Genomic DNA, 22,634 nt, shown 5'->3' on the forward strand with positions numbered 1-22,634 from the left:
CGCGCACGATTGGCGACCGGTCCGCCCGCCGTCCCTCGAATCCACGCGGGCGTGTGGTCATTCGTCCAGCAAGGCGTCGTCGCCGTGGCGCCCACGAAGGTCGGTCAGGTACTCGCGCTGTGCGTCGAGTTCGTCGGTCGACTCGGCGTAGACGTCGGCAAAGAGGTCCGTCGGGTCCGCCGCCACGTCCTCGGCCCGGTCGACGATGTCGGCTAGCTCGTCGTCTATCGCCTCGTTCATCGCGTCGAGGCGCTCCTGGTCCAGCAGGCCACGGTCCCAGAGGAACGCGCCGAACCGGGCCAGCGGGTCCCGGTCGCGCCACTCCTCGACTTCCGCCTCGTCGCGGTACACCTCCGGGTCGTCGGCAGTGGTGTGGGCGCCGAAGCGGTACTGGACCGCCTCTAGCAGCGTCGGCCGGGGTTCGTCCTCGGCCGGGTCCAGCGCCCGCTCGCGGGCCGCCTTCGTGACGACGTAGGTGGCCAGCGGGTCCATCCCGTCGACCTGCACGCCGTCGAAGCCGTAGGCGTTCGCCTTCTGGGCGATGGTGGCGCTGGCCGTCTGGCGCTCTCTGGGCACCGAGATGGCCCACTGGTTGTTGTTACAGACGAAGACGGTCGGGGTGTCGAACACGCCGGCGAAGTTCATCGCCTCGTGGAAGTCACCCTCCGAGGTGGCGCCGTCACCGAAGTGGACCACGCCGACCTGCTCGTCGCCGTCGCGTTTGGCCGCCCACGACCACCCGACTGCGTGGGGGATGTGGGCCGCGATGGAGATGTTCAGCGGGAAGACGTTCACGTCGGCGAGCGCGGCGTTGCCCCGTTCGTAGCCCATCCAGTACAGCAGATACTCCCACGGGAGGCCGCGGGCGACCAGCGCCCCGTGTTCACGGTACTGATAGAACAGCGTGTCAGTGTCGGCCAGCGCGTACGTCGACCCGACCTGTGCCCCCTCTTGGCCGGCCAGCGAGGAGTACGTCCCCAGTCGGCCCTGCCGCTGGAGGCTTATCATGCGCTCGTCGAACCGACGGGCAAACCGCATGTCCCGGTACATCTCGACGAGTTCCGCGTCGTCGAGGTCCGGGAGGAGGTCCGGCGCGACTACCTCGCCGTCGGGGTCTAGCACCTGCACGCGGTCGTCGGGGGCCCGGTCGAGCACGTCGGCTGACATCCTGTCGGGACAATCGGCGCAGACCGAGAAAAAGGTGTGTCCGAGGGCGCGTCAGCCCACCCACTCCCGAACCTGCCGGAGCGCGTCGGTCTGGTGGTCGGGCATCACTTCGAGGACGACGCGCCCGTCGAAGTGGGCGTCGAGGAGTCGGGCGGTGCGTTCGAGGGGCACCGCCCCGGCACCGACCGGGAGGCCGTCCTCGGTCGGCGTCGCGTCGTTGAAGTGGACCACGCGAACCCGGTCGCCGTCGGCTCGGAGGAGGTCCGTCAGGCCGTCGAGGTAGTCGGGTTGAGACATGAACAGGTGTGCCGTGTCCAGCACGAGGTCGTGGCCCCGGTCTAGCACGAGATTCCGGAGGTGGAACGTGCTCGCGCCGGGGTTGTTCTCGTAGCCGTACGGGGCGTCGAAGTCGTACCCCTCCAGCGTGTCGACGTGCGTGTGCTGGGCGTACTGGCTGTGGACGACGAGGTAGGCGTCGAGGCGGGCGGCCAGCGCGTCGCTCCGGCGGAACGGCTCGGCGTCGTCCGGGCGGGCGTGGAGCGTGTGCACCGTGGCGGCGTCGACGGGCGCGGCCTCGACCGCCGCGGCCGTCGCCGCCACGTCCGCCAAGTCGGCGGGGCGGAGGTGGAGTTCGACGCTGTCGAAGCCACGGTCGGCCGCGGCGTCGAGCGAGTTCGGGTCCGGCGGGCACTTGCCGACGAGGTCCATCGCGTCGAGCTACGCCGCCCGGCACCTAAAACTCGGTCCCGGGTGCCCACCGACCCGAGCGCACGCCGTCCTCCTGTTCGGCTGAGTCCGGCGAGACGGCCCGGCGAACGGTCTGTTCTGCGGACTCACACCGCGTTTCCGGAGAACACGGGGGTTAAGTACCACTGGGTGTGACCACGCCGTAATGGAGAGACGCAGTTTCCTCGCGGCGGCCGGCGCGACGGTCGCGACGTCGCTGGCAGGGTGTAGCGGTATCGGGACCACGGGCGAGACGAGTACCGAGAGCAAGCAGACGCTCGTCGTCGGCACCTACAGCCCGTTCATCGACGCGCCCTCCTCCAGCCCTGGTGCGTGGCTCAAAGAGCAGTTCGAGAGCGAGTTCGACGCCCGACTGGTGTGGCAGACGCCGAGCAACGAACTCAACCACTACATCGAGCGCAAGAAAGCCGGCGTCGACGTCGAGGCCGACCTCTACGTGGGGCTCAACGCCGACGACCTCGTTCGCGTCGACGAGACGCTCGACGAGTCGCTGTTCGCCGACGCCGGCGGCGTGAGCGGACAGGGTGACATAAAAGACGGCCTCACGTTCGACCCGGAGGGTCGCGCGGTTCCGTTCGACACCGGCTACGTCAGCCTCGTCTTCGACGGCACGGCGACGACGGCCCCGGAGAGCTTCGAGGGGCTACTGGCCGAGGACCACGCCGGCGACCTCATCACGCAGAACCCGAGCAGTTCCGACACCGGCCGCGCGTTCATGCTCCACACCGTCAAGCAGTTCGGCGCCGACGGCTACCTCGACTACTGGGCCGACCTCCAGGACAACGACGTCCGCGTGCTGGGGTCGTGGGACGACTCGTACAGCGCGTGGTCGGAGGGCGAGGCCCCCATCGTCACCTCCTACTCCACCGACCGGGTGTACGCCAACCGCTACGACCAGAATCTGAAGAAACACCGTATTCGCTTCCTGAACGACCAGGGATACGCCAACCCCGAGGGGATGGCCGTCTTCGAGAACGCGAACGAACCCGACCTCGCTCGCGAGTTCATGCAGTTCCTCCTGCGTCCCGAGGTACAGGGCGAAATCGCGGTGCGGAACGTTTCGTTCCCGGCGACGACAGACGCCAAGTTGCCCAGCGACTACGCGGAGTTCGCGCTGGAACCGCCGGAACCGGTGACGTTCACCTACGACGAACTGCAGGGCTCGGTCAGCGGGTGGGTAGACGACTGGAGCCAGCAGTTCGCCCAGAACTGACGTGCCCGACGCCGCCGACGGGACGGGGGCGGGCCGCAGGGCCGGAGAGAACCGGGTCCGCGCTCGCCTCGAACGGTACGTGCTCCCGGCGGTAGCCGTCGGGACGGTGGCGCTCTTGCTCGTCGTCTTCTACTACCCGGTGGCGACGGTGTTCGTCGACAGCGTCCTCGTCGAGGGGCAGGCGACACTCTCGGTGTTCGTCAGCATCCTCACCGACCCGTTCTACGTCGGTGACCTCGCGGGGCTGGCGGCGGGCGAGTCGCCGCTGGCCGTGCTCGGAGACCTGCTATCGGCGGACCGGCGACTCGGCGTCGTCGGGTTCACCGCGTATCAGGCGGCGCTCTCCTCGGTGGCGAGCGTCGTCCTCGGACTGCCGGCGGCGTACCTGCTGGCCCGCTACGAGTTCCCCGGCCGGCGGACCCTGCGCTCGCTGACCATCCTGCCGTTCGTCCTCCCCTCCATCATGGTCGCGGTGGGATTCGTCGCCACGTTCGGCCAGAACGGGACGCTGAACGCCGTGCTGGGCGCACTCGGCCTCGGGGCGGTCGACCTGCTGTTCACGCTGGAGGCCGTGATAATCGCCCACGCGTTCTACAACGCGCCGCTGGTCGCCCGCGTGACGACGGCGGCGTGGGAGTCCGTCGACGCCAGCGCCGTCGAGACGGCCCGGAGTCTGGGGGCGAGTCCGCGCCGGGCGTTTCTGGACGTGGTCGCGCCGCAACTGTACCCCTCGGTGCTGATGGGCGCGGCGCTTACCTTCGTGTTCACGTTCGGCACGTTCCCCATCGTCCTCGCGCTGGGCGGGTTCCAACTCGCGACGGTCGAAGTGTTCGTCTATCAGTTGCTACGGGACTTCGAGTACGCCGAGGCCGCCGCGCTCGCTATCGTCGAACTGGTCATCTCGCTCGGACTGCTGTACGCCTACCTCCGGTACGAGGCGCGCCACAGCGCCCGGTCGCGCGGCATCCGACCGCTCCCGCGGCGGCCGCTTCGTCCGCCGTCGCGCTCGCTCGGTGACCTGCTCCCGCGGGCGGGCCTCGCGGCGTACGGCGTCGTCGCCCTGACCGTCTTCGTCGCCCCCATCGCCAGCATGGTGTACGCGAGCGTGAGCGGGCCGGACGGCCTGACGCTGGCCCACTACGAGTTCCTCGTCCGGCGACAGGCGACGGCTGCGGCCTTTCAGGTGACGCCGTGGGACGCCGTTCGCAACTCGCTCGTCTTCGGCGTCGGGTCGCTCATGCTGGCTCTGCCGATGGGCGTCGTCGTCGCCGTCCTCACCACCCGCGAGTACCGCGGGCGGAAACTCGTCGACGCCGTCGGGATGGCGCCGCTCGCGGTGTCGAGCATCGTCGTCGGCATCGGCCTGTTGCGAGGGCTGGTGTTCGGCGTCGAAATCGGTGGCACGCGCCTCGCCGTCGGCGGCGCCGTCGCCATCGTCGCCGCCCACGCCGTCTCCGGGTACCCGTTCGTCGTCCGCACCGTCGCCCCCGGACTGGAGAGCGTAGACCAGTCGCTGGTCGAGTCCGCACGGGCGCTCGGCGCGCCCCGCGCACGGGTGCTCACGGACGTGGAGTTGCCGCTGGTGTGGCCGGCCGTCGTCGCTGGGGCCGCCTTCGCGTTCGCCATCTCGGTGGGGGAGTTCTCCGCGACGGTGGTGCTGGCGACCGGCACCGACCAGTTCACGATGCCCGTCGCCATCGAGCGGTTCATCGGCCGCCGACTCGGCCCCGCGACGGCGATGGGCGTCGTCTTGCTCGTCGTGACGGCCGGCAGTTTCGTCGTCATCGACCGACTGGGAGGTGCCGAGGGTGGCTTCTGAGACGCCGGCGGTCGCGCTCGACGGCGTCACCCGACGCTACGGCGACACCACCGCGCTGAAAGGCGTCTCGCTGTCGGTCCGGGAGGGCGAGTTCTTCACGCTCGTCGGCCCCTCTGGCTGTGGCAAGACGACGACGCTCCGCCTGCTCGCGGGGTTCGAGACGCCGACGCACGGCACCGTCAGGTTCGACGGTGAGAGCGTCGCCGGCGTCCCGCCGGAGGCCCGCGACGTGGGCGTCGTCTTCCAGAACTACGCCCTCTTTCCGCACATGAGCGTCGGCGAGAACGTCGCTTACGGCCTGCGCTTTACCGACCCGCCCGGTGGCGTCTCGCGGGACGAACGGGTGTCGACCCTGCTGGAACTGGTCGACCTCGCCGGGGCCGAAGAGCGCGACCCCGACACGCTCTCGGGCGGGCAACAGCAGCGCGTCGCGATGGCCCGGGCGCTCGCACCCGGGCCGGACCTACTCCTGCTGGACGAACCGATGAGCGCGCTGGACGCGAAACTCCGCGAGCGCCTGCGCGTGCAGGTCCGCGAGATTCAGCGGGAACTCGGCATCACGACGGTGTACGTCACCCACGATCAGGAGGAGGCGCTGGCCGTCTCCGACCGCGTGGCGGTCGTCCACGACGGGCATATCGAACAGGTGGGGACACCACGGGAGATATACCGCGAGCCGGCTACCCGCTTTGTCGCGTCGTTTATCGGCGACAACAACGTCCTCTCGGGCGAGGTGACCGACGTGGGCGTGGGAGCAGATGGCCCTGCCGCGACCGTCGACGTCGGCGGCGAATCGCTCGGCGTCGGTCTCGACAGTCGTGACGGGGTCGCCGTCGGCGACCGCCTCACGTTCTGTCTTCGGCCCGAGCGCCTCTCGCTCTCCGGCGGCGAGACGACGCTCTCGGCGACGGTGACGAGCACGGAGTTCCTCGGCGAGACGACGCGTGCCCACCTCGACTGGGGCGGAGAGACGCTTCGATTACGGACTACCGATCCGCCGGACGGCGACGTCGTCGTCGGGTTCGACCCGGCAGACGCACACGTCGTCGCCGTCGAGCGTTGACTCAGTCTCCCAGCGAGGCGTCGGTCGGGTAGACGCGAACGACCCCCTCGTCGTGGACGGTCACCGGGTGGTCGGCGTACTCGAACTGGACGGCTAGCTCCGTCTCGGCGTCGTCGTAGAGGTCGGTGAGTGCATCGCTCGGGAGAGTCCTGTCGAGTGGTCGAAGCGTGGTCGGGTCGACCCCCTTCGCGTCGGCGACGGCCCGCGTCACGGCGACTGCCAGCGGCTCGTCGAGGTCGTCGACATCGCGACAGATCCGGGCCACGGTGTCGGGGAACATGGCTTCATGTACGCTTTCCAACCTGAAAGAGGCCACGGCTCATAAACTAGGGTCAGTCCCCACGTTCGGGTTCGAACACCGCCTCGAACAGTTTCGACTCCGCCGCCCGGAGGTGGTCGTGAAAGGTCGGAGAGGTGATGTCCAGCGACGCTGCGAGTTCCTCGCCGGTGCGCGCTCTCGGCGTCTCGAAGTAGCCGCCGTAGTACGCCGTTCGCGCCACGGTCGCCTGTCGATCGGTGAGCGAGTCGAGGACCCGATCCTCGACGGCCTCGACGTGGTCCGGGTCGATGTCGACGGTCCGGCGGCCGACCAGTTCTGTCTTCGCTGGCGGCGTCCCGAGTAACTGTGCGGCGTCGGCGGTGTCGGCCGACCGGGGATACCAGACCTCGACCGTCGCCGTCCCGTCGCTGACGCGCACGTCGGCGAGTCGGCCCGTCCCCTCGGCGACGCCCGTAAAGAAGGGGTCGTCGTCGTACAACACCTGCAGCCCGGGCGCGCCATCGCCGTCTGTGAGCGGGACCACTTCCGCGACGCTTTCGTGTGCCTCGGCGGCGTCCGCGACGGCCTCTGGGTCGCCCTCGGTGACGGTGAAGACGGCGAACGGCGCGTCCTCGGTCGCGTTGGCCGACGACAGTTCGAGCGCCGCGTCGGTGGCCGCCGTCGCGGACGTACAGAACTGCTCGGCGCCGGTGAGTTCGACAGTGAATTCGACGAGCGTGTCCGCGAGGAGCGCTTCCCGCGAGCGGAGGGCGTGGATGGCGTCGCCGAGGCGACGCCCGAGGCCGTCCAGCGCGTCGCGCTCGAACGTGCCGAACGCGGCCGCGCTGTCGACACCGACGGTGAGGACGCCGTAGGGCGCGCCGTCGTACCGGACCGGAACGGCGATTCTGGCGGTGCGGTCAGTGTCCGGCGACGCGTCCACGGTGGGGGCGCCGTCGCGCCGGGCCGCCTGCTGGATGGTGCGGTCGCCGTCGGTAACGGCGCCCCGTCCCTCGAAATCGACGCCGCTTGCGACGCGCGGTTCGACGGCGTCGTCAGCGGCCGTCGCGTCGCCGATCCAGGCGTAGCTGAACCGGTCGATTTCGGTCAATCGCTCACAGACGGCCCGTTCCATCTCCTCGCGAGAGGACGCCCCGACCAGCGCCGTGTCGACGTTCCACAGTTCGGCGGTGACGTCGGTGACCCGTTCGATAGTCCGCTCGCGTCTGCGCTGTCTGACTGCGTACACGCCGACGAGCAAGCCGGCGACACAGCCCCAAAGTGCGGTGTAGGAGACGATGAACGCGGGTTTGACGTTGCCCTGCCAGAGCTGGAACCCGAGCGTCCACAGCACCATCAGGGCGACGCCACCGGTCCCGACCAGCGCCCAGCGGGCGACCGTGAGGCGGTCTTCGAGCGGCCCGTCGTCGGTGTAGACGCGGACGCCAGCGCCCACGACGAGGAGGGAGAGCGAGAAGGGAACCGCGTTTTCAAGCAGGGTGAGGACGACGGGGTCGCCCTGTACGAGGGCGTCTTCGGCGACGTCGTAGGACGCGACGGCCGCCATCACGAGACCGAGCGATACGAGCGTCACGGTACCAGCGAGGGCGCGGCGGTCCGAGTCCGTCTCCATCTAGACCTGTTCGGTAGACGTGACGGCCTGAAATTCTTGTGGGGCCGAGAACGTGCGTGAACCGGCTCCGTCCCGCACGCGAGAGAAACTTGGATAGCTTCGGCACCTACGTTCGACCATGCGAGACCGATTCCAAGCGGGCAGTGCGCCGTCGACGCAGGACCACGACGTCGAGTACGAGGCGGTGTCGGTGCCGGGACTCGTCGTCGGCGCGGACGACACCGGGCCCTCGTTGTGGACCCGCGGCGCCGGGGAATCGAGCGAGGTAGTGCAGCGGGCGTTAGAGGCTGGCTACGAACTCGACTATCACCACCTCGAATACGCACGGCGGCCAGTCCCGGGAGCGCATTCAAGGGGGCTCCGCCCCTCGTCACTGACGAAATGGCACCGACCCGCCGAGCCGTCCTCGCCGCGTCCCTCGCCGGCCTCGGTGGCTGTCTGGGCAGCGTGGACGAGGTTGCCGTCGAGTGTCCGGCCCCCGTCGACGCTGAGGAGACAGCTCGACTGGGGTTCGTCGGCGACGTGATGTTGGGTCGGAACGTCGACGACCGCTGGCGCGACGACCCGACCGGCGTCTGGGACGGGATGACGACCCGTCTCGACGCGCTCGACGGCCTGTTCCTGAATCTGGAGTGCTGTCTCTCCGCCCGCGGCGACCCGCGACCCGGCCGGACGTTCCACTTCCGAGCGCATCCTTCGTGGGCAATTCCGGCCCTGTCGAGTGCCGGCACGGTGTTCGCGAGTCAGGCGAACAACCACGTTCTCGACTTCGGGCCGCGGGCGCTGACCGACACGCTCGCCCATCTGGACGACGCCGGGGTGCACACGGCCGGGTCAGGACCGGACAGAGAGTCGGCCTTCGAACCGGCCCACCTCACGGTCGGCGAGGTCGACGTCGCCGTCGTCGCTGCTACCGACCAGTCACCGAGTTACGCTGCCCGTGCGGACACAGCAGGGACCGCCTACGCGCCGCTGAGATCGAGCGACCGGCTCACCCGCAACTGGGTCGGCGGCGCGCTGGCACGGGCCCGCGAGCGCGACCCGGACCTGTTGATCGTCTCGCTGCACTGGGGACCCAACTGGGAGACCGCGCCTTCGGAGACCCAGCAGTCGTTCGCCCGATGGCTCGTCGACCGGGGGGCCGACGTCGTCCACGGCCACAGCGCCCACGTGATACAGGGCGTCGAGACGTATCGGGGCCGCCCCATCGTCTACGACGCCGGCGACTTCGTCGACGACTACCTCGTCAAGGACGGCCTCCACAACGACCGGAGCTTCCTGTTCGAACTGGTCGTCCGCGATGGCACGCTCTCGGCGCTGGAACTGGTCCCGGTCGAGATCTCGAACTCGCGGGTGACGCCCGCCGACGACGCGGCCGCGGAGTGGCTACGCGACCGGATGCGTTCGCTCTCGGCCCCGTTCGGCACCACCGTCGAGCGAGCGGGGACGGGGCTCCGAATTCCGCTCGGCGATTGCTGAGCGCTCAGTCGTCGTCCTCGTCGTCGTCCTTCGGCCCAGCGTGGTCGGGCGGCCCGGCGTGGTCCGGCGGGCCACGTTCCTCGTCGTCGTCCTTCGGACCTGCGTGGTCGGGCGGCCCGGCGTGGTCGGGCGGACCACGTTCCTCGTCGTCGTCCTTCGGACCTGCGTGGTCGGGCGGCCCGGCGTGGTCGGGCGGACCACGTTCCTCGTCGTCCTCTTTGCGCTTCTTGTCCCGTCCCCGGTCGTCGTCATCGTCGTGGTCGTCGTCATCGTCGTGGTCGTCGTCATCGTCGTGGTCGTCGTCATCGTCGTGGTCGTCGTCATCGTCGTGGTCGTCGTCATCGTCGTGGTCGTCGTCATCGTCGTGGTCGTCGTCACAGACCCCACGGCGTAGGCGCAGATGCTTCTCACGGTCCAGTTCGTACCGGTCGGGGTCGTCGATGTCGCCAGAGAGGATTTCCCACCGGTCGAGACGGCCGTCGTAGAACTCGCCGAAGAGGTCGGCGTCCTCGTTGAACCGCGGCCTGATGAGCAGCGAGAGGTCGCTGACGTCGAGGCCACGGAGGGCACCGCCGTCGGTTCGCTCGGCGGCCCACGTCCAGTCGACTGTCGTCTCCGTGTCGTCGATGTCCCACCGGTCGTAGTTCGAAGAACCGTCGTAGAAGTCGTCTTTCACCACCCACCTCGCGTCCGCCGGGACGTTCTCGAAAGTGAACGAGACCGACCCGCCGGGAGAGTCGTCGTCGAGTTTGTCGTGGACGATGACGAGACTCAGACCGTCCGGCCCATCGTAGAGAAACAGGATGCTGGTGTCCTCTCGCTGGAGGTCTTTCGTCCCCGTGGAACTGTAGAAAAAGTCCTCCTGCCCCCAGCGGTAGAGGTCGCGGACAGACTTATCGCCCGAGAGCGGGTCGACGCGGATACATCGGTCGCCCTGTTCGACGACGAAGCCGTCGTCGTGTGCGCTGACCCCCCCAACAGCGACGGCGAGGCCACCGGCGGCGGTCGCCGTCGTCGCGAGAAACTGTCGGCGGTTCAATGATTCTGACGAATCACTCGTCATAGCGGAGTCAACCGGAGAGTAGGAATTTGTTATAGTGAGCATATCTCGGCGGCGATTCGTGAACCCGAGCTTACCCGCCGCCTACGAGGTGCTGTGGGCCGTCGTCGGGAACTGACAGCGGCTATCACGGAACCCATTTACGTCAGAACACGCTCTAGCAGGTATGAACTACGAGGCCGCACTCCAGCGAGCGTACGACGTACTCCCAGACCAACCCAGAGAGGCCGGTGAGCGACTCTCCATCCCGGACCCCGAGGGACAGACAGACGGAGCGTTCACGCGGCTGACGAACCTCGGCGCCATCGCCGACGCGCTCTCGCGAGACGCCCAGCACCTCCACAGCAGTATCCAGCGCGAACTCGGGACCAACGGGCAGTTCGACGGCGGCGAGGCCCGCTACAACGGGTCCTTCGACGTCGCTGACTTCCAGGCCGCAATCGACGCCTACGTCGCCGAATACGTCACGTGTTCGGAGTGTGGCCTGCCCGACACCGTCCTCAAGACCGAGGACGGCGTCGACATGCTCCGCTGTCAGGCCTGTGGTGCGTTCCGCCCCGTCTCGAAGAGTGCGAGCAAGACCACCCAACAGCAGACACCGACGCTCGAAGAGGGCGAGACCTACGAGGTCAAGATCACCGGAACTGGCCGCGAGGGCGACGGCGTCGCCGAGAAGGGCAAGTACACAATCTTCGTCTCCGGCGCTCGCGAGGGGCAGGTCGTCAACGCCTACATCGAGAGCATCAGCGGCACCCTCGCCTTCGGGCGCGTCCAGTAAGCAGTTCTGCGGGCAGTTCTCGCTACCCAACGTATTTGTTTCAGACGCTCCGACGCGGACTATGGTCGATGACAGCGGCGAGGCGAAACTGTACGTCCTCGCCGCACTCGCTCTCTCGCTCGGCGTGGTCCACGTCGTCTCCGGCACGGTCACCGTCCTCGCAGCGATCAGCGTCGGAGTACTCGTTCTGGGCGGCTGTCAGGCCGCACTGGGACTATTCCTCGTTCCCGCCGGCGTCGGCATCGCACTCCGGAGACCGTGGGGCCGCTGGGTCGGCGTCGTCGCGTTCGGCGGCATCGCCGTCGTCCAGCTCCTGCCGTTTCTTTCGGGCACGACGCTCGCGATACCCGTCGCGGGCGTCTTGCTCTCGACCGGCTGCTCGCTATACCTCCTGCTGGCCGGTGAGGCGTTCCAGCGCGACGACGACGGACGGGTCCTGACCGAGGACACGAACCCACACGAGTTCCGCCGGTAAGTCCGACTTACTCGCCGCCGTCCCAGAGGTCCGTCGAGAGGTACCGTTCTCCCGTGTCGGGCAGGACGACGACGACCGTCTCGTCGGGGTTGTCGTGTGCGTACTCGGTGGCCGCGTGAAGCGCCGCACCAGCGGAGATACCGACCATGAGACCGTCCTCGCGTGCGAGACGGCGGGCCGCCTCCATTGCCTCGTCCTCGCTGGCGACGCGCACCTCGTCCAGCAGTTCGGTCCGGAGGATGTCGGGGACGAACCCGGGGCCGATGCCCTGAATCCCGTGGCTGTCCGGGTCGTCGCTCGACAGCAGTTGAGAGGCTTCGGGTTCGACGGCGACGGAAGTCACGTCCGCGCCTTCCACCTCTGCGATGTACTCAGAGATGCCGGTGATAGTGCCGCCGGTCCCCACGCCGGCGACGACGGCGTCCACGGCACCGTCCGTGTCCCGCCAGATTTCGGGACCGGTGGTCTCTCGGTGAGCGCGGGGGTTGGCCTCGTTCTCGAACTGGCTGGCTCGAACCGCGTCGTCGGCCGCGGCGAGTTCGTCCGCCCGGTCGATGGCCCCGCTCATGCCGTCGTCGGCCGACGTCAGTTCCAACTCGGCGCCCAGTCCCGACAGGAGGCGACGACGCTCCTCGCTCATCGACTCCGGCATCGTCAGCACGCAGTCGTAGCCGCGGGCCGCGGCCACCGCCGCCAGTCCGATGCCGGTGTTGCCGCTGGTCGCCTCGACGACGGTGCCGCCCTCCGGCAGTTCACCGGATTCGGCGGCCGCCTCGATCATGTAGGCGGCGATGCGGTCCTTGACCGAGTACGGGTTGGCCGCCTCGTACTTCCCCAGCAGATTCGGCGCGAACGAATCCAGACGGACCAGCGGCGTGTTCCCGACGAGGTCCGTTACGTCCGATGCGACAGCGCGTGTCTCCGGTGGCTCCGCGACTGGTTGCATATCGCGGGCTTCACGATTGGTCGGGGTAAGCCCCCCACCAGAAAACTGTGGGTGTCGAAGTCCTACACCTCGACTTCCTCAATTAGCTCCGGGCGGTCGTTACTGGGGCTGTTGACCGCCGTCGAGACGGGATACGTGTGCATCGGGCCGTCGTAGGGGTCGAGAAGGTCCACAGCGGTCGCTGTATCGGCAGTGAGCCACGTCTCTTCCTCTCCGGGTGAGAGAATCACGGCCATGCGGTGGTGGAGGTCACGGACGGCGTCGTTCGGTTCGGTCGTGACGATGGTAAACGTCTCCACCACGTCGTCCTCGCCGCCGTCGTCGCCGCCCCCGCCGAACTCACCGAGGCCGGTCTGTCGCTGTGGCGGTTCCCACCGCTCGTAGAGACCGGCCATCGCGAAGATGTCGTCGTCGGGCAGGGCGACGCGATAGGGCTGTTTGCCCCCGCCACCGCTGTCTCGCGGCGTCGCCGCTCGACTGTTCGCGGAGCGGTGCTCCGCGCGATCCACCCACTCGTAGAAGCCGTCGGCCGGCACCAGACAGCGGCGAGACTCGTACGCGTCTGCGAAGGACCGCTTCTGGCCGAGCGTCTCGGCGCGGGCGTTGATGTAGCCGTGGTCCGCGCGGGCGTCGGCCCACGAGGGAATCAGTCCCCACTCCATCCGCTGGATGGTGTCGGGGTCGTCGTTCGTGACGACCGGCAAGGACTGACTCGGCGCGGCGTTGTAGCGGGGTTCGAACTCGAAGTCGAAGGCGGCGTCGAACCGCGCTTCGAGGTCCGCTGGCGGCGCGAACAGGCTGTAGCGGCCACACATACCACAGAAAAGGGCGGCGGCGGGCAAAAGTCTCACCGTGTCGCCACCAACAGTTTTGCGCGTCCGCTCCGACGTACGGATATGGAGACCCGCCCACTCGGCGCGACCGGACAGGAGAGCACCGTGGCGACGTTCGGCGCGATCGCCCTGAACTGGCTGGAACAGGAGGGTGCGAACCAGATGGTCGAACACGTCCTGGACCACGGCGTCAACCACTTCGACGTCGCACCGACCTACGGCGACGCCGAACTGAAACTCGGGCCGAAACTCCGGCAACACCGCGAGGACATCTTCCTCGGCTGTAAGACCCAAGAACGGGGCTACGACGGCGCGGCCCACAAACTGGAGCGGTCGCTCGACCGCCTCGGCGTCGACACCATCGACCTCTATCAGATTCACGGACTGGAGTACGAGTCGGAACTGGACGAGATTACGGGCGACGACGGCGCGCTCGCGGCCATCCGCGAGGCGAAAGCCGAGGGGAAGGTAGACCACCTCGGACTGACGAGTCACGGGAACCCCGACCTGATCCTCGACGCCATCGACCGCATCGACGACCTGGAGACGCTGATGTTCCCGCTTAACCCCGTCGTCGCCGGGAAGGACGACGACGAATACGACTACGAAGCCGTACTGGAGCGCGCGAGCGAGGAGAACATCGGGACGCTGGGTATCAAGGCGTTCGCGAAGGGGTCGTGGCCGCCCACCTCGGAACTCCCCGAGGAGGACCGCCCGTACGCGAACTGGTACGAACCGGTCGACACGCCGGAGGAGATCCGCGACCGGTTCGACTTCGCCGCCTCGCAGGGCCTGAGTACCGTCGTGACGCCGGGCGACCCGAAACTCGTCTCGATGGTACTCGACGCCGCAAGCCGGTACGACGGAATGGACGAAGCGACACAGCGCGCTCTCATCGAGCAGTCCCGCCACGACGACAGTCCGGTGCCAGAACAACTCCACCACTGACCCGTGGCCGAAGAGACGCCATCGCAGACCGTGCCCGAGACGGTCAAGGCCGCCATAGCTGACCGGCCCGTCGAGGGGCGGGTCTGTCTGGAAGCGGGCGCTGGCGTCGGGAACACGACTGCTGGACTACTGGCGGCCGGCGCGGCGCGTGTCTATGCCGTCACCGACGACCCGGCCCACGCCGCGGCGGTGCGGGACCGCTGTGGCGACGCCACGGACCGCCTCGTCGTCGTCGAGGGCGACCTCCGGCAGACGCCGCTTCGCCCGGACTCGGTGGACCTCGTCACCGCCCACGGCCTCTGTAACCTCCTCGACCCGGCGGCGCTGGCGGCCGTCGCGGCGGAGTTCTCGCGGGTCGCGGCCGCCGGGTGTCACCTCGTCGTCGACGACTACGAACCGCTCCCGGAGAGCGCCGCCGTCCGTGACCTCTTCGCCGTCGAGAACGCCGCCACCGAACTGGCCACCGGCCGTTCGGCGCTGACCTTCTACCCGGCGTCCTTGCTCAGGCGCGTCTTCGCCGGTCACGGCTGGACGTTCGACAGGGAGCGGACGCTGCTGGACCCGGTGCCGTGGACCGCGAGCCACCTGTCTGCACACGCGGGCGTCGTGACGGACGCGATCGCAGGCCTCCCGCCGGAACTGGGCGACCCGCTGGAACGGCGGGCCGAGCGTCTGGTCGAGGCCATCGGCGAGGAGTTCGCCGGGACGATGTACAGCGTCGCGATGACGCGTCCGGACGGCGACGAGACTCGCTGAGAGGCCCCGTGTCATCTGCCCGCGAGTTTAAACGGGATGACGCCCTACCGTGGCACGAAGGCACATGACGACCGACCCCTCGTTCTCGATTCCGCGGCGCCCCCGACGGCGGTTTCCCCACGGGAGCGGGGTCGAGTACGAGGGCGGCACGGAGTTCGAACTGCGCCCGGACGCGGACCTGTCGACGTCTGACCTCGCCGGCGTCGTAGCCGACATCCTCGCCGACGGCCCCTACCGCTACGGCGACTTCCACGACCTGCCGATGCCGCTGTGGCTGGTCCGGGACGAGGGCACCGCCGACGTGTTCCGCGTGGCGGTGCGCGACGGCACCGTCCGACTCCACGTCCTCCCGACGACGGAGCCACCGGGGTTGCGACGGTTCTACGAGCGGCTCTGTGCGCGGGACTCGGACCGGTCGTGGCGCGTCGAACGGTTCGTCGACGAGGGCTGAATCGGGACGCTCGCCAGTGCAATTTTGGTCCTGCCGGTCCCACCTGCGGGCATGAGCGACCTCCGAGTACAGGTCGGTGAGGCGGCACTCACCGCGACCTGGACCGACGCGAACCACGCGACGCGGGACGCGCTGGCCGACGCACTGCCGCTCTCTGGCGACGGAGCGCGGTGGGGAGACGAACTGTACTTCTCGGTGGCCGTCGACGTGCCGCCGGAAGACGCCCGGACCGAGGTTCCCGTCGGCGCCGTCGCCTACTGGCCACAGGGGAACGCGCTGTGCCTGTTCTGGGGGCCGACGCCGGCCAGTCGGAACGGCGAGCCACGGGCCGCCTCGACCGTGAACGTCGTCGCCGAGATAGACGACGTGCGCCCGCTCTCGAATATCTCTGGCGGGGCGTCGGTCCGAATCGAGCGGGCGTAACCGTGGACGTGTTCGTCTACGGGACGCTGACCGACCACGCGACGGCGACAGCGGTACTCGATACGTACGAGTACCGCGGGGCCGCGGAACTCGTCGGCCTCCACCGACTCGACGGGCGCTACCCGACGCTGTCGCCCGGCGGGAAGACGGCGGGGCGGATACTCCGGACGCCCGACATCGAGGCGTTAGACGAGTACGAGGGCGTCGACCGGGGGCTATACGTCCGCATCGCCGTACCGCTCGCGTCGGCGGACGAGTCGGTCGAATGTTACGTCGGTGACCCCGACGCACTCGGCGCGCCGGTCGAGTGGCCCGGCGAGGGCGACTTCGAGCGACGAGTCCGGGCCTACTGTACCGAGGCGGACGTCGTGGTTCGCCGGCCTCCCGAGTAGCGCACACCCAAAACCGTCTTACCCGACTGTCGCCATTTCCCGTGCATGTCTGTCTCTCGCGAAGTGGTGCTCGAGGGCCACATCATCGACTCGGGGATGATGGAGTCGTGTTTCAGCACCATCATGGACCTCGGTGGCTCGTTCACCGTCGAAGCGTTCGATATCGGTCGGCGCAAGGACGAGGAGTCCTACGCACGGATGCTGGTCGAAGCGGAGGACGAGTCGACGCTCCAGTCGATACTCCACGAACTCCACCAGCACGGCGCGAACCCCGCCGACCCGAAGGACGCGAAGCTCAAGCCAGCCCCCGCCGATCAAGTCGTCCCGAAGGGGTTCTACTCGACGACGAACCACCCGACGTACATCCGCTACGACGACGAGTGGCTCGAAGTCGAACACATGGAGATGGACTGTGCGGTGGTCGTGGAAGACGGCGCGGAGCAACGCTCCGCGGACCGTTCGAGCGGGCAGGGCCCGCGAGACGACGGCGCGGAGCCGCGAGCCTACACGAAGGTCCTCAACGCCGTCGAAGAGGGCGACCGCATCGTCACCGGCGAGACGGGCATCAGAGTCGACCCGCCGTCGCGGCCCCGCGACTCCGGCGGCGCCTTCGGGTTCATGCAGGGCGGCGTCTCCGCCGAACGACCGTCCGAATCGACCATCCAGAAGATAGCCGGCGCCATCGAGGAGACGAAGCGAGACGGCGGGACGGTGCTGGCGGTCTGTGGCCCAGCGCTCATCCACTCTGGTGCCCGCGAAGACATGGCCCGCCTCGTCCGCGAGGGGTACGTCGACATGCTCTCGGCCGGCAACGGCTTCGCCGTCCACGACATCGAGCGTGACCTCTACGGCACGTCGCTGGGCGTCGACACCGAAACCCTAGACCACGCCCGCCACGGCCACAAACACCACATCTACGCCATCAGCGAGGTCATCCGCGAGGGCGGCATCGAGGCGGCCGTCGAGTCGGGCACCATCGAGTCCGGCGTGATGTACGAGTGCATCGAGAACGACCGCCCGTTCGTGCTGGCGGGGTCCATCCGCGACGACGGCCCCCTGCCCGACACCATCACCGACGCCGTCGAAGCCCAGAACGCCATCCGCGAACAGGCCCACGAGGCCGACATGGTGTTGATGCTCTCGACGCTCCTGCACTCCGTCGCCGTGGGCAACTGCCTCCCGTCGACGACGCGTGTCGTCTGTGTCGACATCAACCCCTCGACGGTCACGCAACTGCTTGACCGCGGGAGCGCACAGGCGGTGGGGATGGTCACCGACATCGGCACGTTCGTCCCGACGTTGGCAGAGCAGTTAGACGGGGAATAGCGAGGGTCTGATCGAAGCGACGACCCTCGAAGCGACGCCGTGACCGCAGCGCAGTACCGAGGGACCATTTCGCCCCGTCCGGAGCAAGACTTATTTCAACGTACTTGAAACTGAAGGCGTGTTCCGTCGTTCGTTCCTGACGGCCGCGTCGGCCACCCTCGCCGGCTGTGGGCTCACGCCGTCGCCGCCTTCCACCGAGTCGTATCCCGAATCGCCCCCCAACGTCCTCCTCTCGTTCGAGTGGGTCGCCGAGGCGGCCGCCGTAGACGTCACGTTCGTCCGCGGGAACCACGTGACCGCGGCGAACACCGCCGAACTGCTCGTCCGCTCCGCCGAAAGCGACCGCACGACGGTCTGGGTCAGTCGCGAACACGACGCCGCGAGCGAGTATCCGTTGACACCCGGCGCGACCCTGCGCCACTCGCTGGGCGAACCGTCCGGCGTCAGGGTCGTCTGGGCCGCGCCGAACGGGAGGAAGCGGTCGGTCCTCGCGGCCGCTGACCGACCGACGCCGACGGAGAGAGAGGGATGAACCGACGGCAGTTCCTCGCCGCGAGCGGCGGAGCAGTGGCTTCCCTCGGCGGATACCTCGGTCTCCGAGTGGCCGACATCCGACCGTACGACCCCGATCCGCCGTCCGGCGAGACGCCGCGGGAGCGTATCGTCGCGGCGGCACGCCACCGCTACGCCGCCGACCACCGCGCCCTGACGCGGGTTCGGATTACCGAGGACTCGGCCGGTGCGTCGGGCTACGACGCGGCGTGGTACCGCGAGAGCCACCAGCACTCTCGGCGTCGGCACACACACGTGTTCACGACGCGCCAGCGACCGCTGGGCCGGGTTCCGACGCCGTTCTACGGCCTGCTGGGTGTCTTTCACTGGGGCGTGGTCGACATCGACGACCTCCCACACACCTCTATCGTCCACTTCACCGACGGGTCGGTCCTCGCTAGCTGGGACGCCCCTACGCCGACGACGCCGACTGACCGTCCGAACCTGGCGAGTGACGCCATCCGCGGCGCGGTTCGAGGGACGGAATCGGGCATGGGTGGCGAGTGGATTCGGCCCCACCGGACGTCGTGGACGGCCGGCGACGGCGACCGGACGTTCGTCGTCACGGACCGTGACGGCTACGCACAGGTCGTCACGCTTCCGTTCGGGGCTGGCAACCTCGCACCCGACTGTCGGGTCGAAGTGACGCTCGACGACGCGGGCCGTCTCGCCCGAATCGTCGACGACCGAGTGCTCGTCCTCCGGCCGTCGGGAGACGACCCGGAACGAGTCGCCGACGGCCCCCGGACCGTCGGCTACCGCATCGTCACCGAGTTCGACGAGTACGGCGCCGCGACGGCACCGCGACCGAGGGGCGAGGCCGAGACGACGGTCCGCGCGCGGCTTTCGAGTCTCCTCACCGACGTTCGACAGTACTAGCGGGTGGAAAATCTGGTCGTCGGGAGCGCGACGCAGGTCGTCTCAGACCCCTTCGAGCCCGGAGCGATACTCGTTGATGGCGTCGTCGGCTTCGTCGATGGTGTCGGCGACGTCCTCGCCGTCGCCCGAGGAGACGTCGTTCAGCGCCGACTGGATGCGAGCGAGACGGCCGTGGTCGGGACCCTGGTCCGCCGTCGAGAGACGGTCGAGTTGGTCGGCGAGGTCGCCGAGTCGCTCGCTGGCGTCGTCGCTGGCGGTGTCGTCGGCGGCCGATTCGAGTAGGTCGCTTGCTGTCGCGAGTTCCTCTCGTGTCATAGTCGAACGTTCTCCCAACGGGGATAAAACGGTTCCCTTGGTGCAGAATGTTGCACCTGTCGCTGACGGGCGAACGTTTAGGCCGTAGACGCCTCCACGTCGTGTATGGCGAACGTCCTCTTTTGCTCGCTGGACGCCCCGCTCATCGCCGACATCGCGTGGCGCGTCGAGCGAGAGGGCCACGACGTGCGGTACTTCATCAGCGACCACCACCCGGCCGAACGGGAGATCGGCGACGGGTTCGTCACCAAGAGCGAGGACTGGCGGGCCGATCTGGAGTGGGCCGACGTCGTCGTCTTCGACGACATCTGGGACGGCAGCGACCTAGGTACCGGCAAGATTGCCGAGGAACTGCGGGCCGATGGCCACGCCGTCGTCGGCGGCACCGAACTCACCGACCGACTGGAGGACGACCGGGGGTTCGCGATGGAGACGCTGGAAGCGTGTGGCGTCGCGACGCTCCCGCACCGCGAGTTCGAGCGCTTCGAGGCCGGTATCGAGTTCGTCCGCGAGAACCCCGCGCCGTACGTCGTGAAACCGCTCGGCGAGGTCCAGAACGTCAAGCGCCTGCTGTACGTCGGCCGCGAGGACGACGGGTCGGACGTGGTCTCGGTGCTGGAGGCCTACGAGAAGGCGTGGGGCCACCGGATGAAGGGGTTCCAGTTACAGCGACGCGTCGAGGGCGTCGAGGTCGCCATCTGTGGCTTCTGTAACGGCGACGGCTTCGTCGAACCGATAAACCTCAACTTCGAGCACAAGAAACTGTTCCCGTCGAATATCGGCCCGTCGACGGGCGAGATGGGGACGAGCATGTTCTGGACCGACCGCTGTCCCCTGTTCGAGCAGACCCTCGGCAAACTGGAACCGCTGCTCGCCGAGGAGGGGTACGTCGGGAGCATGGACGTCAACTGTATCGTCGACGCCGACGGGGTGTATCCGCTGGAGTTTACGCCTCGCTTCGGGTATCCCGCTATCTACATCCAAGAAGAGGGGATGGAGACGCCCATCGGCGAGTTCTTCGTGGCCATCGCGAACGGCCGGGACCCCGACTTGCAGGTCCACTCCGGGTATCAGGTCGGCGTCCGTGTGTGCATGCCCCCGTTCCCCTACGACGACGAGAAGCTATTCGACGAGACCACTCGGAACGCGCCCGTCGCGCTGGACGACGACTCGGTGCGCGAGACGTACCACATCGAGGACGTCAAGCGGGTGCCGGTGGGCGAGAGCGATGCGACAGACGACACAGAGGACGTGACGGGTGCCGTCTACCCCGACGGCCAGTGGCGCGTGGCCGGAACCTCGGGCATCGTCCTCGTCGCCACCGGCACAGGCGAGACGATGCGTGAGGCACAGGAACGGGCGTACGACCGGGCGCGCAACGTCCTCATGCCGAACTGCTTCTACCGGACGGACATCGGCGACCGCTGGCACACCGACGCCAGCGACAGACCCGGCGGCGACGGTGACCGCTTGCAGGCGTGGGGCTACCTCTGATTCGGCACGCGCCGAACGGCCCCCTATGTGGCTGTGGCACCTACCCACACTCGTCCGATGGACGCGACACACGACGCCGACGAGTTAGACGTCTCGCGGTCAGAACACGACGACGGCTGGACCGTCGCCGTCGACCTCCACCCCGTCGACGACGACGCGGTGACCGTCGAACTGCTCGGCGACACCGCCGTCGTCGCCGTCGACACGGCACTCTATCACACGGAGTACGACGTCTCGCTGCCGGCCGCCGACGGGACGGCGTCGCTCAACAACGGCGTCCTCGTCGTCTCCGGGGACGCCTGATTCGGGCGCCGGCCCGCAGTCCGAACCGCCCCCACAGCGCTGTCGCCGTGGCGTGACTCCACAAGAGATTTCAGCGCGATAGCGGTACGACTGGGCAATGACCGCCGCCGACCAGACCGCCGACACGTCATCGACCCTCCGTGGCTCCGTCCCCCCGGTACGGGAGTGGGCGCGGACGTTCGCTATCGGTATCTGTATGGGGAGCGCCGACGCCGTGCCGGGTGTCTCCGGGGGGACCATCGCCCTCATCGCCGGCATCTACGGCCGCCTCATCGCCATGATCACGGCCATCACGCCGGATCGCATCTGGCAGTTCCTCACCGCGTTCGTACCGACGAACGGCGGCGTCTCGGTCCGGGACGCACTCGACGTCTGGGACGACGTCGACGGCTGGTTCGGCCTCGCACTCGTGGCCGGCGTCGCAACCGCCGTCGTCGTCGTCACGCGGGCCGTCCACGTCCTCAGCGAGAACGCCCCGACGCTCCTCTTTGGTTTCTTCTTCGGCCTCATCGCCGCCTCGGCTATCGTCTTGCTCAGAGAACTCAGCTTCGAGTCGGCGTTTCAGGTCGGCGTCGCAGTCACCGGATTCGTTCTCGCCTTCGTCCTCTCCGGTCCGACGCCGTTTCTCGCCAGCGACGGTCTCGTCGTGGTGTTCGTCGCCGGCGCCGTCGCCGTCAGCGCCATGATTCTGCCCGGCATCTCCGGGTCGCTCCTGCTCGTCATCCTCGGGCAGTACAGACGGATGTCGGACGTGCTGAGCAACTTCATCGACTCGCTCATCGGCCTGCTGGCTGGTGGCTCGCTGGCACAGGTCGTCGAACTCGGCACCGTCGTCGTGACGTTCATCCTCGGCGGTTTCGTCGGTCTGTTCACCATCTCGCGGGCGGTCCGCCGCGCGCTCGACCGGAACCGCCGGGCGACGATGGCGTTCCTCGTCGCCCTCGTCGTCGGTGCGCTCCGGGCGCCCGTCTACGTGGTCCGTACCGAGGTCGGGTTCTCGACGGACGTGCTGGTGGCCTTTGCCGGCGCGGCCCTCGTCGGCGCGGCGCTCCTGCTCGTGCTGGACTGGTACGCCGTCGACTTAGACCTCGATTCGGTGTGAGCGAACGCTTCTACCGCCAGCAAGTGTGAACGATGCATCTTCTACCGCCTGCACCGGTGACTCAGAACAGCCAGAAAGCCCCCGGGCGTTCGATTGCCGGGTATCGCTGCGCTCCTCGCTTTGCTGCGGTGCTTGCGTCGCCCGGGCGAATCGAACGCCCGGCCCCTTTCAGTCCCACCACGTGGACCAACCGAGTCGGGCGGGATTGAAAGCGGCCGCTC

25 protein-coding genes are annotated in these 22,634 nt (G+C 68.3%); 17 read left to right on the forward strand and 8 right to left on the reverse strand.

Annotation, left to right across the window (positions count from 1 at the left end; genetic code table 11):
* Positions 1 to 57 precede the first annotated feature (57 nt).
* Together pdhA and NDI85_RS10320 are read right to left on the reverse strand one after the other, a co-directional pair.
* Entirely contained in the window at positions 58 to 1,167 is a 1,110-nt protein-coding gene (gene pdhA, locus NDI85_RS10315; protein ID WP_310915705.1) for a pyruvate dehydrogenase (acetyl-transferring) E1 component subunit alpha, read from the reverse strand.
* Between the two features lie 51 nt (positions 1,168 to 1,218).
* Positions 1,219 to 1,875, reverse strand: a complete 657-nt coding sequence (locus NDI85_RS10320) for a sugar phosphate isomerase/epimerase (protein ID WP_188999126.1) — start codon at positions 1,873 to 1,875, stop codon at positions 1,219 to 1,221.
* Positions 1,876 to 2,059: 184 nt separating this feature from the next.
* On the opposite strand from NDI85_RS10320, the gene NDI85_RS10325 reads away from it, so the two are divergent.
* The 3 genes from NDI85_RS10325 to NDI85_RS10335 are packed head-to-tail and all read left to right on the forward strand — an operon-like array spanning position 2,060 to position 6,009.
* Positions 2,060 to 3,127, forward strand: a complete 1,068-nt coding sequence (locus tag NDI85_RS10325; RefSeq protein WP_188999129.1) for a thiamine ABC transporter substrate binding subunit — start codon at positions 2,060 to 2,062, stop codon at positions 3,125 to 3,127.
* A 1-nt stretch (position 3,128) separates the two neighbouring features.
* Positions 3,129 to 4,946 (forward strand): iron ABC transporter permease, encoded by a 1,818-nt coding sequence (locus tag NDI85_RS10330; protein WP_310915706.1) that lies wholly within the window; start codon positions 3,129 to 3,131, stop codon positions 4,944 to 4,946.
* Positions 4,936 to 6,009: an ABC transporter ATP-binding protein gene (locus tag NDI85_RS10335; RefSeq protein ID WP_310915707.1), complete on the forward strand. Its 1,074-nt coding sequence runs from the start codon at positions 4,936 to 4,938 to the stop codon at positions 6,007 to 6,009. Before NDI85_RS10330 ends, NDI85_RS10335 begins: the two co-directional genes overlap by 11 nt.
* Position 6,010: 1 nt before the next feature.
* Here NDI85_RS10335 and NDI85_RS10340 read toward each other — a convergent pair whose 3' ends face one another.
* Both NDI85_RS10340 and NDI85_RS10345 read right to left on the reverse strand, forming a co-directional pair.
* Positions 6,011 to 6,289, reverse strand: coding sequence for a HalOD1 output domain-containing protein (locus tag NDI85_RS10340; RefSeq protein ID WP_188999138.1), 279 nt, complete (start codon positions 6,287 to 6,289; stop codon positions 6,011 to 6,013).
* A gap of 52 nt (positions 6,290 to 6,341) precedes the next feature.
* On the reverse strand, positions 6,342 to 7,901 hold the full coding sequence (locus NDI85_RS10345) for a helix-turn-helix domain-containing protein (RefSeq protein ID WP_310915708.1): 1,560 nt from the start codon (positions 7,899 to 7,901) through the stop codon (positions 6,342 to 6,344).
* Positions 7,902 to 8,282: 381 nt separating this feature from the next.
* On the opposite strand from NDI85_RS10345, the gene NDI85_RS10350 reads away from it, so the two are divergent.
* Positions 8,283 to 9,380, forward strand: coding sequence for a CapA family protein (locus NDI85_RS10350; protein WP_310915709.1), 1,098 nt, complete (start codon positions 8,283 to 8,285; stop codon positions 9,378 to 9,380).
* 4 nt (positions 9,381 to 9,384) lie between these two features.
* Here NDI85_RS10350 and NDI85_RS10355 read toward each other — a convergent pair whose 3' ends face one another.
* Entirely contained in the window at positions 9,385 to 10,443 is a 1,059-nt protein-coding gene (locus NDI85_RS10355) for a hypothetical protein (RefSeq protein ID WP_310915710.1), read from the reverse strand.
* 163 nt (positions 10,444 to 10,606) lie between these two features.
* Here NDI85_RS10355 and NDI85_RS10360 point away from each other — a divergent pair, with 163 nt between their 5' ends.
* On the forward strand, positions 10,607 to 11,218 hold the full coding sequence (locus NDI85_RS10360) for a translation initiation factor IF-2 subunit beta (RefSeq protein WP_188996845.1): 612 nt from the start codon (positions 10,607 to 10,609) through the stop codon (positions 11,216 to 11,218).
* A 61-nt stretch (positions 11,219 to 11,279) separates the two neighbouring features.
* A complete protein-coding gene (locus NDI85_RS10365; protein WP_310915711.1) occupies positions 11,280 to 11,693 on the forward strand; it encodes a hypothetical protein in 414 nt (137 codons plus the stop codon).
* Between the two features lie 7 nt (positions 11,694 to 11,700).
* Here the strand turns inward: NDI85_RS10365 and cysK are convergent, their stop codons facing one another.
* Together cysK and NDI85_RS10375 are read right to left on the reverse strand one after the other, a co-directional pair.
* Entirely contained in the window at positions 11,701 to 12,639 is a 939-nt protein-coding gene (cysK, locus tag NDI85_RS10370; RefSeq protein ID WP_310915712.1) for a cysteine synthase A, read from the reverse strand.
* Positions 12,640 to 12,701: 62 nt separating this feature from the next.
* A complete protein-coding gene (locus NDI85_RS10375; protein ID WP_310915713.1) occupies positions 12,702 to 13,454 on the reverse strand; it encodes an SOS response-associated peptidase in 753 nt (250 codons plus the stop codon).
* 81 nt (positions 13,455 to 13,535) lie between these two features.
* Between NDI85_RS10375 and NDI85_RS10380 the strand changes: the two genes are divergently transcribed.
* From NDI85_RS10380 to NDI85_RS10415, 8 genes are all read left to right on the forward strand, one after another.
* Positions 13,536 to 14,420: an aldo/keto reductase gene (locus NDI85_RS10380; RefSeq protein ID WP_188996836.1), complete on the forward strand. Its 885-nt coding sequence runs from the start codon at positions 13,536 to 13,538 to the stop codon at positions 14,418 to 14,420.
* 3 nt (positions 14,421 to 14,423) lie between these two features.
* Positions 14,424 to 15,176, forward strand: a complete 753-nt coding sequence (locus tag NDI85_RS10385; RefSeq protein ID WP_229783099.1) for a class I SAM-dependent methyltransferase — start codon at positions 14,424 to 14,426, stop codon at positions 15,174 to 15,176.
* 64 nt (positions 15,177 to 15,240) lie between these two features.
* Positions 15,241 to 15,627 carry a hypothetical protein gene (locus tag NDI85_RS10390; protein ID WP_188996834.1) on the forward strand — a complete coding sequence of 129 codons (387 nt, stop codon included), beginning with the start codon at positions 15,241 to 15,243 and terminating at the stop codon, positions 15,625 to 15,627.
* Positions 15,628 to 15,678: 51 nt separating this feature from the next.
* Positions 15,679 to 16,050 (forward strand): cyclophilin-like fold protein, encoded by a 372-nt coding sequence (locus NDI85_RS10395; RefSeq protein ID WP_310915714.1) that lies wholly within the window; start codon positions 15,679 to 15,681, stop codon positions 16,048 to 16,050.
* 2 nt (positions 16,051 to 16,052) lie between these two features.
* Complete coding sequence (locus NDI85_RS10400) at positions 16,053 to 16,442, forward strand: gamma-glutamylcyclotransferase family protein (RefSeq protein ID WP_310915715.1); 390 nt, start codon at positions 16,053 to 16,055, stop codon at positions 16,440 to 16,442.
* Positions 16,443 to 16,487: 45 nt separating this feature from the next.
* A complete protein-coding gene (locus NDI85_RS10405; protein WP_188996828.1) occupies positions 16,488 to 17,768 on the forward strand; it encodes a TIGR00300 family protein in 1,281 nt (426 codons plus the stop codon).
* Between the two features lie 118 nt (positions 17,769 to 17,886).
* A complete protein-coding gene (locus NDI85_RS10410; protein ID WP_188996826.1) occupies positions 17,887 to 18,300 on the forward strand; it encodes a hypothetical protein in 414 nt (137 codons plus the stop codon).
* Positions 18,297 to 19,199 carry a hypothetical protein gene (locus NDI85_RS10415; RefSeq protein WP_310915716.1) on the forward strand — a complete coding sequence of 301 codons (903 nt, stop codon included), beginning with the start codon at positions 18,297 to 18,299 and terminating at the stop codon, positions 19,197 to 19,199. Before NDI85_RS10410 ends, NDI85_RS10415 begins: the two co-directional genes overlap by 4 nt.
* Before the next feature lie 42 nt (positions 19,200 to 19,241).
* On the opposite strand, the gene NDI85_RS10420 is transcribed toward NDI85_RS10415, so the two are convergent.
* Positions 19,242 to 19,514 (reverse strand): hypothetical protein, encoded by a 273-nt coding sequence (locus tag NDI85_RS10420; protein ID WP_166971939.1) that lies wholly within the window; start codon positions 19,512 to 19,514, stop codon positions 19,242 to 19,244.
* A 105-nt stretch (positions 19,515 to 19,619) separates the two neighbouring features.
* On the opposite strand from NDI85_RS10420, the gene NDI85_RS10425 reads away from it, so the two are divergent.
* From NDI85_RS10425 to NDI85_RS10435, 3 genes are all read left to right on the forward strand, one after another.
* On the forward strand, positions 19,620 to 21,008 hold the full coding sequence (locus NDI85_RS10425; RefSeq protein ID WP_310915717.1) for a phosphoribosylglycinamide synthetase C domain-containing protein: 1,389 nt from the start codon (positions 19,620 to 19,622) through the stop codon (positions 21,006 to 21,008).
* Positions 21,009 to 21,065: 57 nt separating this feature from the next.
* Positions 21,066 to 21,311, forward strand: coding sequence for a hypothetical protein (locus NDI85_RS10430; RefSeq protein ID WP_166971941.1), 246 nt, complete (start codon positions 21,066 to 21,068; stop codon positions 21,309 to 21,311).
* A gap of 97 nt (positions 21,312 to 21,408) precedes the next feature.
* On the forward strand, positions 21,409 to 22,413 hold the full coding sequence (locus tag NDI85_RS10435) for a DUF368 domain-containing protein (RefSeq protein WP_310915718.1): 1,005 nt from the start codon (positions 21,409 to 21,411) through the stop codon (positions 22,411 to 22,413).
* Positions 22,414 to 22,634: the final 221 nt, after the last annotated feature.

This window comes from Haloarcula sp. S1AR25-4 (assembly GCF_031624555.1).
GTDB classification, from domain to species: Archaea; Halobacteriota; Halobacteria; order Halobacteriales; family Haloarculaceae; genus Haloarcula; species Haloarcula pellucida.

Bases quoted from the DNA above. Each gene is read 5' to 3' on its own strand.
- NDI85_RS10365 (WP_310915711.1), top strand. From the start codon at position 11,280: ATGGTCGATGACAGCGGCGAGGCGAAACTGTACGTCCTCGCCGCACTC.
- pdhA (WP_310915705.1), bottom strand. From the start codon at position 1,167: ATGTCAGCCGACGTGCTCGACCGGGCCCCCGACGACCGCGTGCAGGTG.
- NDI85_RS10380 (WP_188996836.1), top strand. From the start codon at position 13,536: ATGGAGACCCGCCCACTCGGCGCGACCGGACAGGAGAGCACCGTGGCG.
- NDI85_RS10340 (WP_188999138.1), bottom strand. From the start codon at position 6,289: ATGTTCCCCGACACCGTGGCCCGGATCTGTCGCGATGTCGACGACCTC.
- NDI85_RS10425 (WP_310915717.1), top strand. From the start codon at position 19,620: ATGGCGAACGTCCTCTTTTGCTCGCTGGACGCCCCGCTCATCGCCGAC.
- NDI85_RS10355 (WP_310915710.1), bottom strand. From the start codon at position 10,443: ATGACGAGTGATTCGTCAGAATCATTGAACCGCCGACAGTTTCTCGCG.
- NDI85_RS10435 (WP_310915718.1), top strand. From the start codon at position 21,409: ATGACCGCCGCCGACCAGACCGCCGACACGTCATCGACCCTCCGTGGC.
- NDI85_RS10405 (WP_188996828.1), top strand. From the start codon at position 16,488: ATGTCTGTCTCTCGCGAAGTGGTGCTCGAGGGCCACATCATCGACTCG.
- NDI85_RS10375 (WP_310915713.1), bottom strand. From the start codon at position 13,454: ATGTGTGGCCGCTACAGCCTGTTCGCGCCGCCAGCGGACCTCGAAGCG.
- NDI85_RS10395 (WP_310915714.1), top strand. From the start codon at position 15,679: ATGAGCGACCTCCGAGTACAGGTCGGTGAGGCGGCACTCACCGCGACC.
- NDI85_RS10415 (WP_310915716.1), top strand. From the start codon at position 18,297: ATGAACCGACGGCAGTTCCTCGCCGCGAGCGGCGGAGCAGTGGCTTCC.
- cysK (WP_310915712.1), bottom strand. From the start codon at position 12,639: ATGCAACCAGTCGCGGAGCCACCGGAGACACGCGCTGTCGCATCGGAC.
- NDI85_RS10325 (WP_188999129.1), top strand. From the start codon at position 2,060: ATGGAGAGACGCAGTTTCCTCGCGGCGGCCGGCGCGACGGTCGCGACG.
- NDI85_RS10320 (WP_188999126.1), bottom strand. From the start codon at position 1,875: ATGGACCTCGTCGGCAAGTGCCCGCCGGACCCGAACTCGCTCGACGCC.
- NDI85_RS10345 (WP_310915708.1), bottom strand. From the start codon at position 7,901: ATGGAGACGGACTCGGACCGCCGCGCCCTCGCTGGTACCGTGACGCTC.
- NDI85_RS10360 (WP_188996845.1), top strand. From the start codon at position 10,607: ATGAACTACGAGGCCGCACTCCAGCGAGCGTACGACGTACTCCCAGAC.
- NDI85_RS10350 (WP_310915709.1), top strand. From the start codon at position 8,283: ATGGCACCGACCCGCCGAGCCGTCCTCGCCGCGTCCCTCGCCGGCCTC.
- NDI85_RS10430 (WP_166971941.1), top strand. From the start codon at position 21,066: ATGGACGCGACACACGACGCCGACGAGTTAGACGTCTCGCGGTCAGAA.
- NDI85_RS10390 (WP_188996834.1), top strand. From the start codon at position 15,241: ATGACGACCGACCCCTCGTTCTCGATTCCGCGGCGCCCCCGACGGCGG.
- NDI85_RS10420 (WP_166971939.1), bottom strand. From the start codon at position 19,514: ATGACACGAGAGGAACTCGCGACAGCAAGCGACCTACTCGAATCGGCC.